Below are 14,409 nucleotides of genomic sequence, written 5' to 3' on the forward strand. Positions count from 1 at the left end.
TCACTTTCGTCGCGCTGCTTGCCGGCCGTCGCTGGGGGCTCGGGGCGGCGACCTACGCGGGCGCCGGGCTTGTGGCGCTCTCGGCGCTGTGCCCGGCCTCGGGCCATCATGATGTGGCGGCCTGGTGGTTCGCGCAGCTCGCGATCAGCGTCGGCCTGTTCGCGGGCTCCCTCGTGCTGCGTTCTCGGGCGAGCGCGCCAGCCCACCCCTGAGGATCGCCGCGCCGAGGGGGAGCGCGCCGGGGAGAGCGTGTCGGGGTGGGACGGAGAACACACCTGGCCCGAGACAGACCCCCCTGTATACGCACGGCGAGCGTCTCGTGTCGCTACGGTTATATGTACAGATCGTAGCGACACGGGGAGTAAGCATGCTCAATCAACGGCACGATCAGCGAAGATGGCCCGACACTGGCCAGAGGCCCAGGTCAGGGAGGTCATCACGGTGGACACAGCGGCCCCGAGCCGACGGCAGCTCGCCGTTCTGGCCGCTCTCGCCGCTGGCGGCGCAGTGACGATGTCGCCGTTCGTCGACGAGTTGGCGGACGCCGACACGCGCTTCCGAGTACTGGTCTCCGAGTACGAGGACATTCCGCTGACCGAATCCCTGCCGCGACTGGACGCGCTCTACGCGGAGGTCGTCCGCCTGTCCGAGCGTCGGGTGGCCCCGGTGCAGCGCCGGGCTGCCGGTGCCACCCTGGCCCATGTCGAGGCGTTGCGCGCCGACGCGCTGTTCAACACCGACCGGATCGACCAGGCCCGGCGGCTCGCCGAGGCCGCCTACCGGCACGGCCGGTCCGCCGGCGACGCGTTAGCCGTCGGCTACGCCCGGAAGATCGCCGGAATGATCGAGCTGTACGAGGAGCATCCGGAGTCGGCGTTGCGGCTCGCCGTGGACGGTCAGCGCCAGGCCAACGGCACCCCGGTTGCCATCGCCGCGCTCGCGCTGCAGGCGCGGGCGGTCGCGGTCCTGCCCGGCGGGCGTCCCGACGAGGTGGCCAGGATCGCGGACCGGGCGATCGGCCAGGCGTTCTCGCTGCCGGCCGAGCAGCGGGGGACTCCTGGCGGGGAGGATCCCGGTGCCGTCCACCCGGTGGAGGTCGCCTACCACGGGCTGATCGCCGCCGCGGCGGCCGGTGACCACGGCGCCGCCACGGACTACGCCGACGTCGCCCTGCCCGCGCTGACTGCGATGGACCGGCCGGGATTCGTCGCGGTCGCGCTCGCCCATCTGGCCGTCGCCGACGCCCGCCGTGGCGACGTGGAATCCGCGCTCGACCGGGCCGGCACCGCCTTCGACCTGGCGCCTCGCCCGTTCCGGGCGGTGGGCCGTCCGCTGGCGGCGACCCTGCTCGCGCTGCGGGCCGGCCACGCGAACGCGGACGGCGTCCGGTCCTTCCTCGCCCGGGCCCGCGCCTGGAAACAGGCCGGGAGCACGATCTGACGCTGTTGATTGTGGACGGCCGTCCCGCGGCGGGCCCGGCATCCGGACCTGCCGGGAGAGCCGCACCCCGGCTCTCCCACGCCTGGCCCGGCCGGGGCTGTGGGCGGGGTCAGCGCCAGGCGGTCTCCGAGACGGGGGAGCGGCCGATCAGCGGCCGCCACCACGCCTCGTTGTCGCGGTACCAGGCGACGGTTGCCCGCATCCCGTCGGCAAAGCCGATCTCGGGCGCCCAGCCGAGTTCGGTGCGCAGCCTGGTCGAGTCGAGCAGGTAGCGCCGGTCGTGGGACGGGCGGTCCGGCACGATCGTCTTCAGCGACTCCGGCAGGCCCAGCTCGGCGAGGATGGTGTTGGCGATGGTCTCGATGTCGGCCTCGACACCGCTGCCGACGTGGTAGGTCTCGCCGAGCCGGCCCCGTTCCAGCACCGCGTCGATCGCCCGGCAGTGGTCGGCGACGTGCAGCCACTCGCGGCGGTTGCGCACCGACGCGTACAGGGGCAGGTTCTCGCCCTGCAGGGCTCGGGTGACGAACAGCGGGATGACCTTCTCCGGGAACTGGTACGGCCCGTAGTTGTTCGAGCAGTTCGTGATCGTCACCGGCAGGTCGTAGGTCAGGCCGTAGGCGCGTACCGCGTGGTCGCCACCGGCCTTGGCCGCGTTGTACGGCGTCCGCGGCAGGTACGGGGAGTCCTCGGTGAACGCGCCGGGGTCGTCGAGGTCCATGTCGCCGTAGACCTCGCAGGTCGAGATCTGGTGGAAGCGGGCCACCCCGACCGTGCGGGCCGCCTCCAGCAGCGTCTGGGTGCCGATGACGTTGGTGGAGAAGAAGTCGCCGGGACGGATGATCGCCAGGCTGTTGTGCGACTCGGCGGCGAAGTTGACCACCACGTCGACCTTGTGCTCCCGCAGCAGCGACTCGACGAGCCCGCGGTCCCGGATGTCCCCGTGCACGAACGTGATCTCCGCCAGCACGTCGGCGAGGTTGTCCCGGCAGCCGGCGTAGGTCAGCGCGTCCAGCGCGACCACCTGGTCCCGGGGGTGCCGCTCACGCCAGTAGCGGACGAAGTTCGACCCGATGAACCCGGCGGCTCCGGTGACCAGCAGCGTCGACATGGGTGGCGCGTCCCCTTTCGGAAGAGATCGGGATCGGCGGCATCGGCGTTCCGATCCGGGCCAGCCTCTCACGGCCGGGTGACGCCGATCGTCGCCGCCCGCCGGTCGGGGCGCCGTCGCGGCGAGCGGCGGCCGGCGGCGACACCGGCTCAGGACGCCGGGCCAGGATGCCGGTCAGTCGGAGGACGGTGTGCGGGGACGTTCGTCCAGCGCCGTGCGCACCGCGTTGCCGATCAGATGTGTCAGCCGGGGATGGGCGCTGCGGCGAGCGCGGACATGGAGTGGTTCGGGGTCGACCGGTGGCAGATCGTCACGACGTTCCAGTCCCTGCGGCACCGCCCCGACATCGGCGAGCAGCGCGACACCGACGCCGGCGCGGACCGCGTGCAGCACGCCGGCGAGGTATCCGGCCTCACCGACGACCGAGGCTGTGCGCCCGGCCCGGGCCAGCACCCGTAACGCTTGGCTACGGATGGTGCACGGATCGTCGATGGCCACCAGTGGCAGCGGCCGTTCCGGCGGGGGCGCCGCCCAGTCGGTGGCCGCGAACCAGGCCAGCGGCAGCTGGCCGGCGGGACGGGCCGTGGCGGCGTTCCCCTCCCCGATGAGCACGGCGACGTCGATGCTGCCCCGGTCGAGTGCCTCGTTGATGCGGGCTCCCCGGTCGAGCCGGAACCTGACCTGGACGTCGGGGAACTCCGTGGTGAGCGCGGACATCACCAGCGGGAGCAGATGGTCGGCGGCGTGTTCGGTCGACCCGATGGTGATGGTCGACTGGCCCGCCAGCACCGCGTCCACGCCCAGTTGTTCGAGCGCGTCGTCGTGCAGGGTGAGGATCCGTCGCCCCACGGCGACGAGTAGTTCACCATCAGGGGTGAAGCGTGTGCCGCGGCCGTCCGGGGTGACCAGCGGCCGGCCGACCGCTTTCTCCAGGCGGCGCACATGCTGGCTCACCGCCGACTGCGAGATACACAACGCCTCCGCGGCACGGCGGAAGCCGCCGTAGTCGGCGATCGCCGTGAGGCTGCGCAGGGCCGTGAGGTCCAGTACGGGGGGCACAGCGCACGATAGCGCGACTGATTTCATTTCGTAATAGGTCTGATCGTGGATCCGCGTTGGACATCCACGGGAAACGGCACCATTCTGATGGCCATGGTCAGGAAACGGGGTGTGCGGCAGCACGGACCGCTTACATTCCGTGTTGCTTTCTATAGCCCACCGCGACGCCGGATCGCGCAGCACGTCCTGACCCGCAGGCGCGTCATCGACTTCGGGACCGTCACCTCCGCCTGTTGTCCCGTGCCTTGTTCCGTCCGGTGACACCGGCGCGTCACCGCCCGGCCTGATCCGGCGACCGGCGGCCGAGCCATGACAGATCGTCCAGGTCATCGGGGTCATCGGGGTCATCGGGGTCATCGGGGTCATCGGGTCGTTCGGATCGCTTCGATCGTCCGGTTCGTCCGGGTGACACGTCGGCGCCGGCTCCTGGCGGTTCCCGGCCCGGTGCCGGCGCCCGCTGCCGGTCGCGCCGTCGGCTCGCGTCGGTCGGCACGGCATGCGCCCGTCATCCCGGGAGGCTCCCGGCCACCGGCCGAGGCGCTGTCGCGGGCCGGCTCGGCGCCGGGGCCGCGGGGCCCGGCGTGGGCCACACCGTCACGCCCGCCACCTCGCCCATCCCCCCATCCATCTCCACCTGTCGGACATAGCAGATATCGGCTCCCAACCGGACATAAGGACGTAGATCGATGACGTCAGCTCAGCTCGCCGCCGCCGCAGTCGCGCCCACGGTGGCGGCGTGGGACAACCCGCCGGCGGTCGCGCCGCGGGGAACGGTGATCCTGATCGCCGGCCGGGGCGAGCATCCGGGGCTCTACGAGCGGTTCGGCAACCGGATCGCCTTCGACGGCTACCGGGTCCGGGTGGTCGGCGACCCGACCGCGCACGAGCGGACGGTGACGTCCCAGATCAACCGTCTGCTGGCCGACCCGGACCTGCCCGCGCCGCGCGTGCTGGCGGGCTCCGACGCGGGCGCGGCATTCGCCGCGGCGCTGGTCGCCGCCGGGAAGGTGCGGGTCGACGGCCTCATCCTCGTCGGTCTTCCCGGCGGGGAGACGACCGTCACGGACATCGGGGAATGGGAGTGGGAGACCGAGCTGGGTGAGCGCACCGCCTGCCCCACCCACCAGGCGCGGCTGGACGCCGACGTGTCGGTGCGCCGTGGCGCGCTGACCGTCCCGATATCCCGGTCCTGGATCGTCGACGGTGATCTTCGTCGGGTCGCCGTACCGGTGCTCGGCCTGCACGGGACGGCCGACCTGCTCAGCCCGCTGCCGGCCGCGCGAGAGCGTTACACGGGCGCGCCCATCGCCGAGTTCGTCACCATCGACGGAGGCAAGCACGACGCCCTCAACGACGCCACCCACCGGACAGCCGCGGCCGTGGTCGTGCTGTTCCTCGAACGGTTGCGGGCCGGCGCCGACCTGCCCGAAATCGCGCGCTGGACCCCCTGGTCGTAGCCGCGTCAACGGCGCCGATCAGCCACCCGTCCGGCGCATCCGGAGGACCGTCATGACCGTCGAATTCATCAGCGGCATAAACATCAATCCGTCCAACGAGCTCAACCGGCTCCGTCTCCCGGCCATTGATGTGCCCTTCCTCAGGCGTTACGCGCGGGCCCTGGAGGACGGCGGCTTCGACTACACACTGGTGCCCTACCACTCCTCCTTCCAGGACCCGTTCACCCTCGCCACGGCCATCACACAGTTCACCGAGCGGCTCCGGCCGATCGTCGCGCTGCGGCCCAACACCATCTACCCGACGGTCGCGGCCAAACAGCTGGCCACCCTCGACCAGCTCAGCGGTGGACGCGCGGTGGTGCACTTCATCGCGGGCGGGGACGACCACGAGCAGGCCCGCGAGGGCGACCGGCTGAGCAAGACCGAACGCTACGCGCGACAGGCCGAGTACATCGACATCCTCCGCCGGGCGTGGGCCTCGACGACGCCGTTCGACCATGCCGGGACCTACTACTCCTTCGAGGACTTCGTCTCGGTCGTGCGGCCGGTCAACGGCAGCATCCCGGTGTCGGTCGGCGGGTCGTCGCCGGAGGCCTACCAGGTGGGCGGCGCGCGGGCCGACATCTTCGGCCTGTGGGGCGAACCGCTGAAGGAGACCAGGGAGCAGATCGACGCGGTGACCGAGCAGGCCCGCCTCGCCGGCCGGGAGGACACCCCCGCATCTGGGTCACCTTCCGTCCGATCATCGCCCCCACCGAGGAGCTGGCCTGGGAGAAGGCCCACCGGATCCTCGACGTCCTGCGGGGCAACAACGGGCTCGCGCACGCGGCGTTCCGCGCCACCAGCGCGAAGGAACCGCCCAACGTCGGCTCCCAGCGGCTGCTGCGGGTGGCCCGCGACGGTGACCTGCACGATCGTGCGCTGTGGACGCCCACGGCCTCCGCGACCAACGCCGCCGGCGCCTCCACCGCCCTGGTGGGGACGCCCGAGACCGTCGCCGCCGCCATCCTCGACTACGTCGACCTCGGTGCCGAGCTCATCTCGATCCGCGGGTACGACAACCTCGACGACGTCATCGACTACGGCCGTTACCTCCTCCCACTGGTGCGCGAGGAACTGGCCCACCGCGCGGCGACGGGCCGTCGCGGCGAGATCGTGCGGGAGGACGCCGGGCGCGGCCGCCCGGCCGTGCCGGCGGCCGCCTCCGACGGTGGCCCGCACGGCGATCGGGGCGCACAGGCGCGGGAAGCGTCGGCCGCGCGGGCCGGCCGGCTGGGGCAGCAGGTGGCGTCGTGAGCGTGTCATCGCGGTCCCAGACCGGCCCGGCCGACCGTTCCGACCTTTCCGCTGCCGGTTCTGCCGCCGCCGATCGTCCCGACATCGATCCTGCCGCCGCCGGCCGTCCGGTGGCCGCGCTGCCGGTCGTGGACGTCTCCGACGACGCGCTCGCCCAAACGAGCGCGCGACTCGCGCTCACCGCCGAGGAGTACGACCGTTCCGCGGAGTTCCCCTGGAAAGGCGTCCAGGCCGTGCACGACGCGGGCCTGCTGCGGCTGGGGATCGCACCCCGCTACGGCGGCCAGGGCCTCAGCGCCACCGACAGCGTCCGGGTCCTGCAGTGGCTGGGCCGGGGCGACCCGTCGGTCGCCCTGATCACAGCGATGACGATCTTCCAGCACGTGCTGGAGGACATCGACCCGTGGTGGCCGGAGGATCTCTACCGCACCGTGGTCGACGACTCCCGCCGGCGGCCGGTGCTGCTGAACGCCATCCGCGCCGAGCCAGAGTGGGGAGCGCCCGCCCGCGGCGGGCTGCCGGCCACGAAGATCCAGCGGACCGCCACCGGCTGGCTGCTCAACGGGCACAAGGGCTTTGCGACAAGCTCGGAAGGCCTCGCCTACCACCTGGTGTGGGCGGCCACCGAGGACCCCGACCCGCTGCTGGCGCACGCCGTCGTCCCCGCCGACACCCCCGGTATCGAGATCGTGCGCACCTGGGACCACCTCGGGCTGCGGGCGAGCAGCACGCACGACGTCATCTACACCGACGTGGAAATCCCTTTCGAGAACTTCCGCGGCGTGCCCCTCTCCGAGCAGCGCGCCGACCCGGGCCTGGGCGCCGTCGGGCTCGGCGTGCCCGCGCTCTACATCGGGGTGGCCCGGGCCGCGCAGGAGTTCTTCCTGCGTTTCGCCAACGAGCGCGTACCCACCTCGCTGGGACGTCCCATCGCCACGACCGAACGGATCCAGACCATCGCCGGCGAGATCGAGGCGCAGCTGGTCCAGGCCGAGGAGATCGTCTACGGGGTGGTCCGTCGTTTCGACGAGGGTGACCCCAGCGCGTCGCAGCGCTTCCTCGTCGCCAAGCCGTTGGTCGTGCGCGCCGTTGTCACAGCCGTGCAGACCGCGGTGGCGGCGATCGGCAACCCGGGCCTGACCAGGCACAACCCTCTCGAGCGGCACCTGCGTGACGTCTACTGTGCCCGCGTCCATCCGCCGCAGGAGGACTCCGCCCTGCTGCTCGCCGGGCGCCAGACGCTCACCGCCGCGCGCTGTTAGAGCAACATCCAGGGCCACGTCAGCTCGACCGAGGCCCCGTCCGCAGGTGCCCTCAGAGCACCCGGCAGCAGCCCGGACCGCACCCGGCAGCAGCCACACCTGCACTCACAACCCGTGGCGTGCGGCCGCCACCACGAAACCGTTCCCTGTTCGACCGGTTCCGGAATTCCGGAATCCACCTGACCTGTTCACGGAAGACAACTCTGGGAGTCATATCCTGATGGCCGTATCGTGGCGTCGCCGAAGTGGCGAGGACACCGACAGAAATATCAGCGGCAGCGCCGACGGAAACAGCGCGGGCCGACGCGGCCCGCGCTGGCGGGCGGCGACCGTCTCCCTCCTCACCGTCGCCTTCCTGGCCGCCTGTGGGGGCGGGGACGGCGGGAGTGGTACGAACGCCGACAACGCGCAGCCCGTGCCGGGCGGCCGGCTGAAGATCGCCTTCTGGGCGGACTTCCAGGGCTGCATCGACCCCAACCAGGTGTACTGGATCGAAAGCCGCAGCATCGACCGCAACTTCGCCGACTCGCTGACCGACCAGGACCCCAGGACCGGTGAGATCGTCCCGTGGCTCGCCACGAGCTGGACGGCCAGCCCCGACGCCCGCGAGTACACCTTCACCCTGCGCAAGGGCGTCACCTTCAGCGACGGCACGCCGCTCGACGCGTCCGCGGTGAAGACGGCCCTCGACGGGGTGCGCGGCCTCGGCGCCAAGTCGACCCTGGGCGTGACCTACCTCGCCGGCTACGAGTCGTCGACCGTCGTCGACCCGCAGACGGTCAAGGTGAACTTCAGCGCGCCCAACGCGGCGTTCCTCCAGGCGACGTCCACCACCACCCTGGCGATCCTCTCGCCGGCCACCTACAAGGAGACCGCCGAGGCCCGCTGCGCGGGCAAGGTCATCGGCTCAGGACAGTTCGTGCTCGACAGCTACAACGTCACCAAGGCGATCAAGCTCAGCCGGCGCGCGGGTTACGCGTGGCCGAGCGCGCTGGTGAAGAACCAGGGTGACGCGTACCTCGACGGCATCGACGTCAGCTACATCGCCGAGGACAGCGTCCGGGTGGGCAGCCTGACCACCGGCACCATCGACGTCGCCTGGCCGCGGCTGCCGATCACCTCCGCCGACCAGGAGGTCATCAAGGCCGCGAACGGCGTCATCGAGACACGCTCCCTGCCCGGCATCAGCGCGCAGATCGTGCCCAACGTCAACAGGGGCGGCCCGCTGGCCGACCTGAAGGTGCGCCAGGCGCTGTACAAGGCGATCGACCTGAAAAGCTACGCGTCCACCGTGTACTGGGACGGCTACCCGGTGGTGAAGGGGCCGTACGACTCGACGACGCCGTACGCGGCGGACCTGTCCGCCAAGCTCGCCCACGACCCGGCCGGGGCGGCCGCGCTGCTGGACAGCGCCGGCTGGGCCAAGGGCTCGGACGGCTACCGCTACAAGGACGGCCGGAAGCTGACGCTGACCTACCTCATCATCTCCTCGACCCCTGGCGAACAGCTGCTCCAGGACCAGCTCAAGAAGAGCGGCGTCGACCTCCAGCTCAAGGTCCTAACCAACGCGCAGTACACCCAGCTGACCACCGCTGGTGAGTTCGACCTCGCGGGCAGCTACCTGACCCGCGGCGACCCGAGCGTGCTCGGCTCGACCCTCGACCGGGCCGTCTCGAAGAACTACGCCACCGTGTACTCCCAGGACGACGCCACAGCCGCCGAGGTCAGCAGGCTGTTCGCCCGCGGGCTGAACACGATCGACCCGGCCCGGCGCGCCGCGGCGTACAAGGATCTGCAGGACTACCTGATCGACCACGGGGTCGTCTTCCCGACCTACGACCGGGTGCAGGTGGTCGGGCTGTCGAACAAGGTCCACGGGTTCGCCTGGACCTCCGAGAGCTTCCTGCGCGCCAACGACATCTGGCTGTCGAAGTGACCTGGCGGTCATGATGCCGAGAACACCGAGAATGCTGAGAACGCCGAGACGGTCATGATGCTCAGATATCTCGCCGGTAGGTTCGCCCAGGCACTGCTGGTGCTCTGGGCGGCCTACACGGTCACCTTCGTCATCCTGCACGTGCTGCCGAGCGACCCGATCACCCTGCAGCTCGCCGCCGGCGGAGTCGACGTCAGCCAGCTCACCCCGGACCAGCTGCACGCCATGGAGGCGCGGTATGGGCTCGACGAGCCCGTGCTCACGCAGTACTTCGGCCGGCTGTGGGACGCCCTGCACCTCAACTTCGGCATGTCGCTCACCCAGAACGTCTCCGTCGGCAGGCTCGTCTCCGACCGGCTGCCCTCGACCATCGTGCTGACCCTGGTCTCAGTCGGGCTCTTCCTGGTGTTCGGCGTCGGGCTGGCCTACCTGGCCTCCTACGTCCAGTGGCGGCCGGCCCGGGTGCTGCTCAGCCGGCTGCCCGCGGTGGGCATCTCACTACCGACGTTCTTCGTCGGGCTGCTGCTCATCCAGGTGTTCGCCTTCTCCCTCGGCTGGTTCCCGGCCAGGGGCAGTGAGGGATGGCGCAGCGTGGTGCTGCCCGGGGTCACCCTGGCGCTTCCCGGGTCGGCGATGCTCGCCCAGGTGCTCATCCGCAGCCTCGGCGACACCTGGCAGGAGCCGTACATCGTCACCGCCAGGGCCAAGGGGCTGTCCCGCTGGGCCATTCAGCTGCGGCACGCGTTCCGCAACGCGGCCCTGCCCGCGCTCACCCTGCTGGGCGTGCTCGTCGGCTACACGGTGACCAACGCGGTCGTCGTCGAGACCGTCTTCTCCCGCAACGGGATCGGCCAGTTGGCCCAGCAGGCCGTCATCGGCCAGGACGTGCCCGTCGTCCAGGCCGTCATCGTCATCGCGGCGGCGATCTTCGTCGCTGTCAATCTGGTCGTCGACCTGCTCTATGCGTTCCTCGACCCTCGTGTCGCCCACACGGCCCGGGTCACCTAGGGTCACTGAGGCAGGAATCATGTCCGAGAACATCCTGGTCAAAGGCTCGGAGCAGGCCGCTCCGGGTGTCCCGCCGGCCCCGGCCCCCGCCGTGGGCCCGGCGTCGGCCGCGGGCGGTACCGCGCCCGTCACCGACACCGGGCCCACCCGAGCGGATACCGGCGGCGGCCACACCGGTGAGCGGCATCCGGCGGGCGGACGCCTCCGGCGGTCCGCGGTGTTCGAGGTGGTGCGGCCGTTCCTGCGCCGGCCGGGGTTCGTCCTCGCCGCCGCGTTCATCGCGTTCGTCGTGGTCTCGGGCCTGTTCCCCGGGGCGTTCACCTCGTACGACCCGACCGCGACCGCACCGGCGGAGAAGCTGCGCGGACCGGGCCTGGACCATCTCTTCGGCACCGACGAACTGGGCCGGGACCTGTTCTCCCGGGTCCTCCACGGCTCGACCCTCACGATCAGGAGCACCGGGGGAGCCGTTCTGATCGCGATCGTGGCCGGGCTGGCGCTCGGGGTCGTCGCCGGGTTCCTGGGCGGATGGATCGACAGCCTGCTCATGCGCACGGTCGACGTCGCGCTCGCCCTCCCGCTGCTCCTGCTGGCGCTGGCGATCGTCACCGCGCTGGGCTTCGGGATGCTGCCGATGGCGATCGCCGTCTCGGTGGGCATCATGCCGGGGTTCGCGCGCACGACCCGGGCGGAGGTGTTCCGGGTCAAGGGACAGGCGTACGTCGAAGCCGCACGCACCGGCGGCGCCTCATGGATCAGGGTGATGTGGCGGCACGTCCTGCCGAACTCGTGGGGCCCGGTGATGGTGCTCGCCATCCTCGACTTCGGCACGGCCGTGCTGAGCATCTCCTCGCTGAGCTTCCTGGGCTTCGGGGCCCCGCCGCCCGCCGCCGAGTGGGGGACGCTGATCTCCAGCGGCCGTAACTACCTGGTCACCAGCCCATGGTTGTCGCTGCTGCCGGGCCTGTTCGTCGGCCTGGTCGTCTTCAGCCTCAACCACGTCGCCCGAACCCTGGAGGAGGTGCGGTCGTGAACGAGGGAGCGACGCGGCGAACCGGGGACGGCGTGAGCGAGGAGGCTGGCGCGAACATCGTGGAACTGTCCGGGCTGTCGGTCGGCTACCGCAGCCGGGGGCGGACGGCCCTCGCGGTCGACGGCCTGGACCTCGCGATCGCGCCCGGCGAGACCGTGGCCGTGGTCGGCGAGTCCGGCTCGGGCAAGACCACCACCGCCAACGCCATCCTGGGGCTGCTGCCGGCCAACGGGCAGATCGTCGCGGGTTCGATCCGGGTGGCCGGCACCGACATCACCACAGCCCGTGAACGCACCCTGCGGGCGATCCGCGGCAACGTCGTCGGGCTCGTCCCGCAGGATCCGATGGTCGGCCTCAACCCGACGATGCGCGTCGGCGGCCAGGTGGCCGAGGCCGTCCGCCGACGCGGCGTGGACAGGCGACTGGTGTCCGCTGAGGTGATCGAGGCCCTGGAACGGGCGGGGCTGGACGAGCCGGTGCTGCGCGCCCGGCAGTACCCGCACGAGCTCTCTGGCGGCATGCGGCAGCGGGTGCTCATCGCCATCGCGCTGGCCGGGCATCCCCGCCTCATCGTCGCCGACGAGCCGACGAGCGCGCTGGACGTCACCGTGCAGCGCACGATCCTCGACCATCTCGGGCGTCTCGTCGCCGAGACGGGCACCTCCCTGTTGATCATCACCCACGATCTCGGGGTCGCCGCCGACCGCGCCGACCGCGTGATCGTCATGCAGCACGGACGGGTGGTCGAGCGCGGCGATCCGGAGTCGATCCTGCTCGCCCCCCGTGACCCGTACACCCGGCACCTCATCGAGGTCGCCCCGGCGCTGTCGCACTCCGGGCACGTCGTCCCCCGCTTCACCGAGGTCGCCCCGGCATCGGAGATCCTGCGGCTGGAGGCCGTCACCAAGGACTTCCGCCTGCCCAGGACGTCCGGCGGCGATCGGGTCTTCCGGGCGCTGGAGGACGTCACGCTCTCGGTGCGGGCCGGGCAGACCCTGGGCCTGGTCGGCGAGTCGGGATCGGGTAAGACCACCGCGCTGCGTATCGCCATGGGCCTGGACAAGCCCACCAGCGGACGGGTGCTGCTGGACGGGAAGGACATCACCGCCGCCGGCTGGTCGCAGCTGCGGCCGCTGCGCCGGCGGTTCCAGCTCGTGCACCAGAACCCGTACTCCTCGCTGGACCCGCGGTTCAGCGTCGAGGAGAGCATCGCCGAACCCCTGGTCTCCTTCCGGATCGGTAACCGGGCCAGCCGGGCCGCCCGGGTCCGTGAGCTGCTCGACCAGGTCGCTCTGCCGGCGGATTTCCGCGAGCGCAGGCCGAGGGAGCTCTCGGGCGGGCAGCGCCAGCGGGTGGCGATCGCCCGGGCGCTCGCGCTCGGGCCCGAGCTGGTCTTCCTCGACGAGCCCGTCTCCGCGCTCGACGTCTCGGTGCAGGACCAGATCCTGGGGCTGCTCACCGGGCTGCAGCAGGAGCTCGGGGTCAGCTACTTCTTCATTTCCCATGATCTGGCGGTCGTCGCCCAGATTTCGCATGAGGTCGCGGTGCTGCACCGCGGCCGGGTCGTCGAGAGCGGTTCGACCGCGGCCGTGTTCGCCGCACCCGAGCAGGAGCACACCCGTGAGCTGCTCGGCGCCATTCCCGGGCAACGTTTCGCCGCCGCGCTGGCCGCGGCCGCCCGGCCGGCCGGGACATCGGGCGGGGCGGCGGACGAGCCCCCGCCGGGAGCGGGCGGGACGCCGGCAGGACCTTGAGCGGGCCCGGCCGGAGCCGGGAGGAGCCCGTAGGTGTCGCGGCCGGCGGGAAGGCCGGCGAATCCGCCGCGACGACAGACGAAGATCGACGGCAGGCGAAGATACTGTGACGGCTGGCAGGTCCGTCGGACGACCAGCGAACAGGATGCGACGGAAGGTGAGTGCACGTGGTGGCTGGTGAGAGCCCCGAGGTGGGCGGCGAACCCGTCGAGGCGGTCGGTGCGGCCGGCTACTCTGACCGATCCGGCCGGTCGGCGGTGCTCGTCGATGCCAAGAGGTTGCACGACGAACTGTCGTCGGCCACGCCCCCGCTGCTGCTCGACGTCCGCTGGGCTCTCGGTGATCCGCACGGCCGCGAGCACTACCGGGACGGGCATCTGCCGGGCGCGGTCTACGTCGACCTCGACACCGAGCTCGCCGCCATGCCGGGCGGGACCGCCGGCCGGCACCCGCTGCCCGACATCGCCGCGCTGCAACACTCGGCCCGGGCCTGGGGGCTGACCGCCGGGCGGCCGGTGGTGGCCTACGACGACAACGGCGGGCAGGCGGCGGCCCGGGCATGGTGGCTGCTGCGCTGGGCGGGCGTGGCCGACGTGCGCATCCTCGACGGCGCCCTGACCGCCTGGCGGGAGGCCGGCTTCCCGCTCGAGACCGGCGAGACCGTCCCGGCGTCCGGGGACGTCGTGCTCGCCGCGGGGCATCTGCCGGTGCTCGACGCCGACGGCGCCGCCCACTTGGCCGGCGCGGGTGTCCTGCTCGACGCCCGCGCGCCGGAGCGCTACCGCGGCGAGGTGGAGCCGGTCGACCCGCGCGCCGGGCACATCCCCGGCGCGGTCAGCGCGCCGACCGGGGAGAACCTGGACGGCGGCGGGCACTTCCTGTCCGAGGATCTGCTGCGCGCCCGCTTCACCGCGCTCGGTGCCGGTGACACGCGGTCGGTTGGCGTCTACTGCGGATCCGGGGTGACGGCGGCCCACCAGATCGCCGCGCTCGCCGTGGCTGGGATCGACGCGGCCCTCTTCCCCGGCTCCTGGTCAGCCTGGTCCTCCGACC

At 71.8% G+C, this 14,409-nt stretch carries 10 protein-coding genes and 2 pseudogenes; 10 read left to right on the plus strand and 2 right to left on the minus strand.

From position 1 onward, the window contains the following. Together CM1CMNOD_RS21610 and CM1CMNOD_RS07815 are read left to right on the plus strand one after the other, a co-directional pair. The coding region (locus CM1CMNOD_RS21610; RefSeq protein WP_207387475.1) for a hypothetical protein at nucleotides 1-212 on the plus strand (212 nt) is incomplete at its 5' end. Between the two features lie 229 nt (nucleotides 213-441). After that, nucleotides 442-1,440 (plus strand): hypothetical protein, encoded by a 999-nt coding sequence (locus tag CM1CMNOD_RS07815; RefSeq protein WP_013873131.1) that lies wholly within the window; start codon nucleotides 442-444, stop codon nucleotides 1,438-1,440. A gap of 109 nt (nucleotides 1,441-1,549) precedes the next feature. Here the strand turns inward: CM1CMNOD_RS07815 and rfbB are convergent, their stop codons facing one another. Continuing rightward, nucleotides 1,550-2,551, minus strand: a complete 1,002-nt coding sequence (gene rfbB / locus CM1CMNOD_RS07820; protein WP_013873132.1) for a dTDP-glucose 4,6-dehydratase — start codon at nucleotides 2,549-2,551, stop codon at nucleotides 1,550-1,552. Nucleotides 2,552-2,725: 174 nt separating this feature from the next. Further along, a complete protein-coding gene (locus CM1CMNOD_RS07825) occupies nucleotides 2,726-3,610 on the minus strand; it encodes a LysR substrate-binding domain-containing protein (RefSeq protein ID WP_013873133.1) in 885 nt (294 codons plus the stop codon). A 686-nt stretch (nucleotides 3,611-4,296) separates the two neighbouring features. Between CM1CMNOD_RS07825 and CM1CMNOD_RS07830 the strand changes: the two genes are divergently transcribed. The 8 genes and pseudogenes from CM1CMNOD_RS07830 to CM1CMNOD_RS07865 all read left to right on the plus strand — a co-directional run. Then, a complete protein-coding gene (locus CM1CMNOD_RS07830) occupies nucleotides 4,297-5,067 on the plus strand; it encodes an alpha/beta hydrolase (protein ID WP_013873134.1) in 771 nt (256 codons plus the stop codon). A gap of 52 nt (nucleotides 5,068-5,119) precedes the next feature. Continuing rightward, nucleotides 5,120-6,363 (plus strand): annotated as a pseudogene (locus CM1CMNOD_RS07835) (LLM class flavin-dependent oxidoreductase). Beyond that, nucleotides 6,360-7,625, plus strand: coding sequence for an acyl-CoA dehydrogenase family protein (locus tag CM1CMNOD_RS07840; RefSeq protein ID WP_013873135.1), 1,266 nt, complete (start codon nucleotides 6,360-6,362; stop codon nucleotides 7,623-7,625). The pseudogene CM1CMNOD_RS07835 and the gene CM1CMNOD_RS07840 overlap by 4 nt, the downstream one beginning before the upstream one ends. 220 nt (nucleotides 7,626-7,845) lie before the next feature. After that, nucleotides 7,846-9,561 (plus strand): ABC transporter substrate-binding protein, encoded by a 1,716-nt coding sequence (locus CM1CMNOD_RS07845; protein WP_013873136.1) that lies wholly within the window; start codon nucleotides 7,846-7,848, stop codon nucleotides 9,559-9,561. Nucleotides 9,562-9,618: 57 nt separating this feature from the next. Beyond that, the gene (locus CM1CMNOD_RS07850) at nucleotides 9,619-10,569 is read left to right on the plus strand and encodes an ABC transporter permease (protein ID WP_043605455.1); all 951 of its coding nucleotides are present in this window, start codon (nucleotides 9,619-9,621) and stop codon (nucleotides 10,567-10,569) included. A 19-nt stretch (nucleotides 10,570-10,588) separates the two neighbouring features. Further along, on the plus strand, nucleotides 10,589-11,602 hold the full coding sequence (locus CM1CMNOD_RS07855; protein ID WP_013873138.1) for an ABC transporter permease: 1,014 nt from the start codon (nucleotides 10,589-10,591) through the stop codon (nucleotides 11,600-11,602). Next, a complete protein-coding gene (locus CM1CMNOD_RS07860) occupies nucleotides 11,599-13,356 on the plus strand; it encodes a dipeptide ABC transporter ATP-binding protein (RefSeq protein WP_013873139.1) in 1,758 nt (585 codons plus the stop codon). Before CM1CMNOD_RS07855 ends, CM1CMNOD_RS07860 begins: the two co-directional genes overlap by 4 nt. Before the next feature lie 245 nt (nucleotides 13,357-13,601). Beyond that, nucleotides 13,602-14,409, plus strand: a pseudogene (locus tag CM1CMNOD_RS07865) (sulfurtransferase); the annotation flags it as partial.

It is taken from the genome of Protofrankia symbiont of Coriaria myrtifolia, from assembly GCF_900634755.1.
Lineage (GTDB): Bacteria > Actinomycetota > Actinomycetes > Frankiales > Frankiaceae > Protofrankia > Protofrankia coriariae.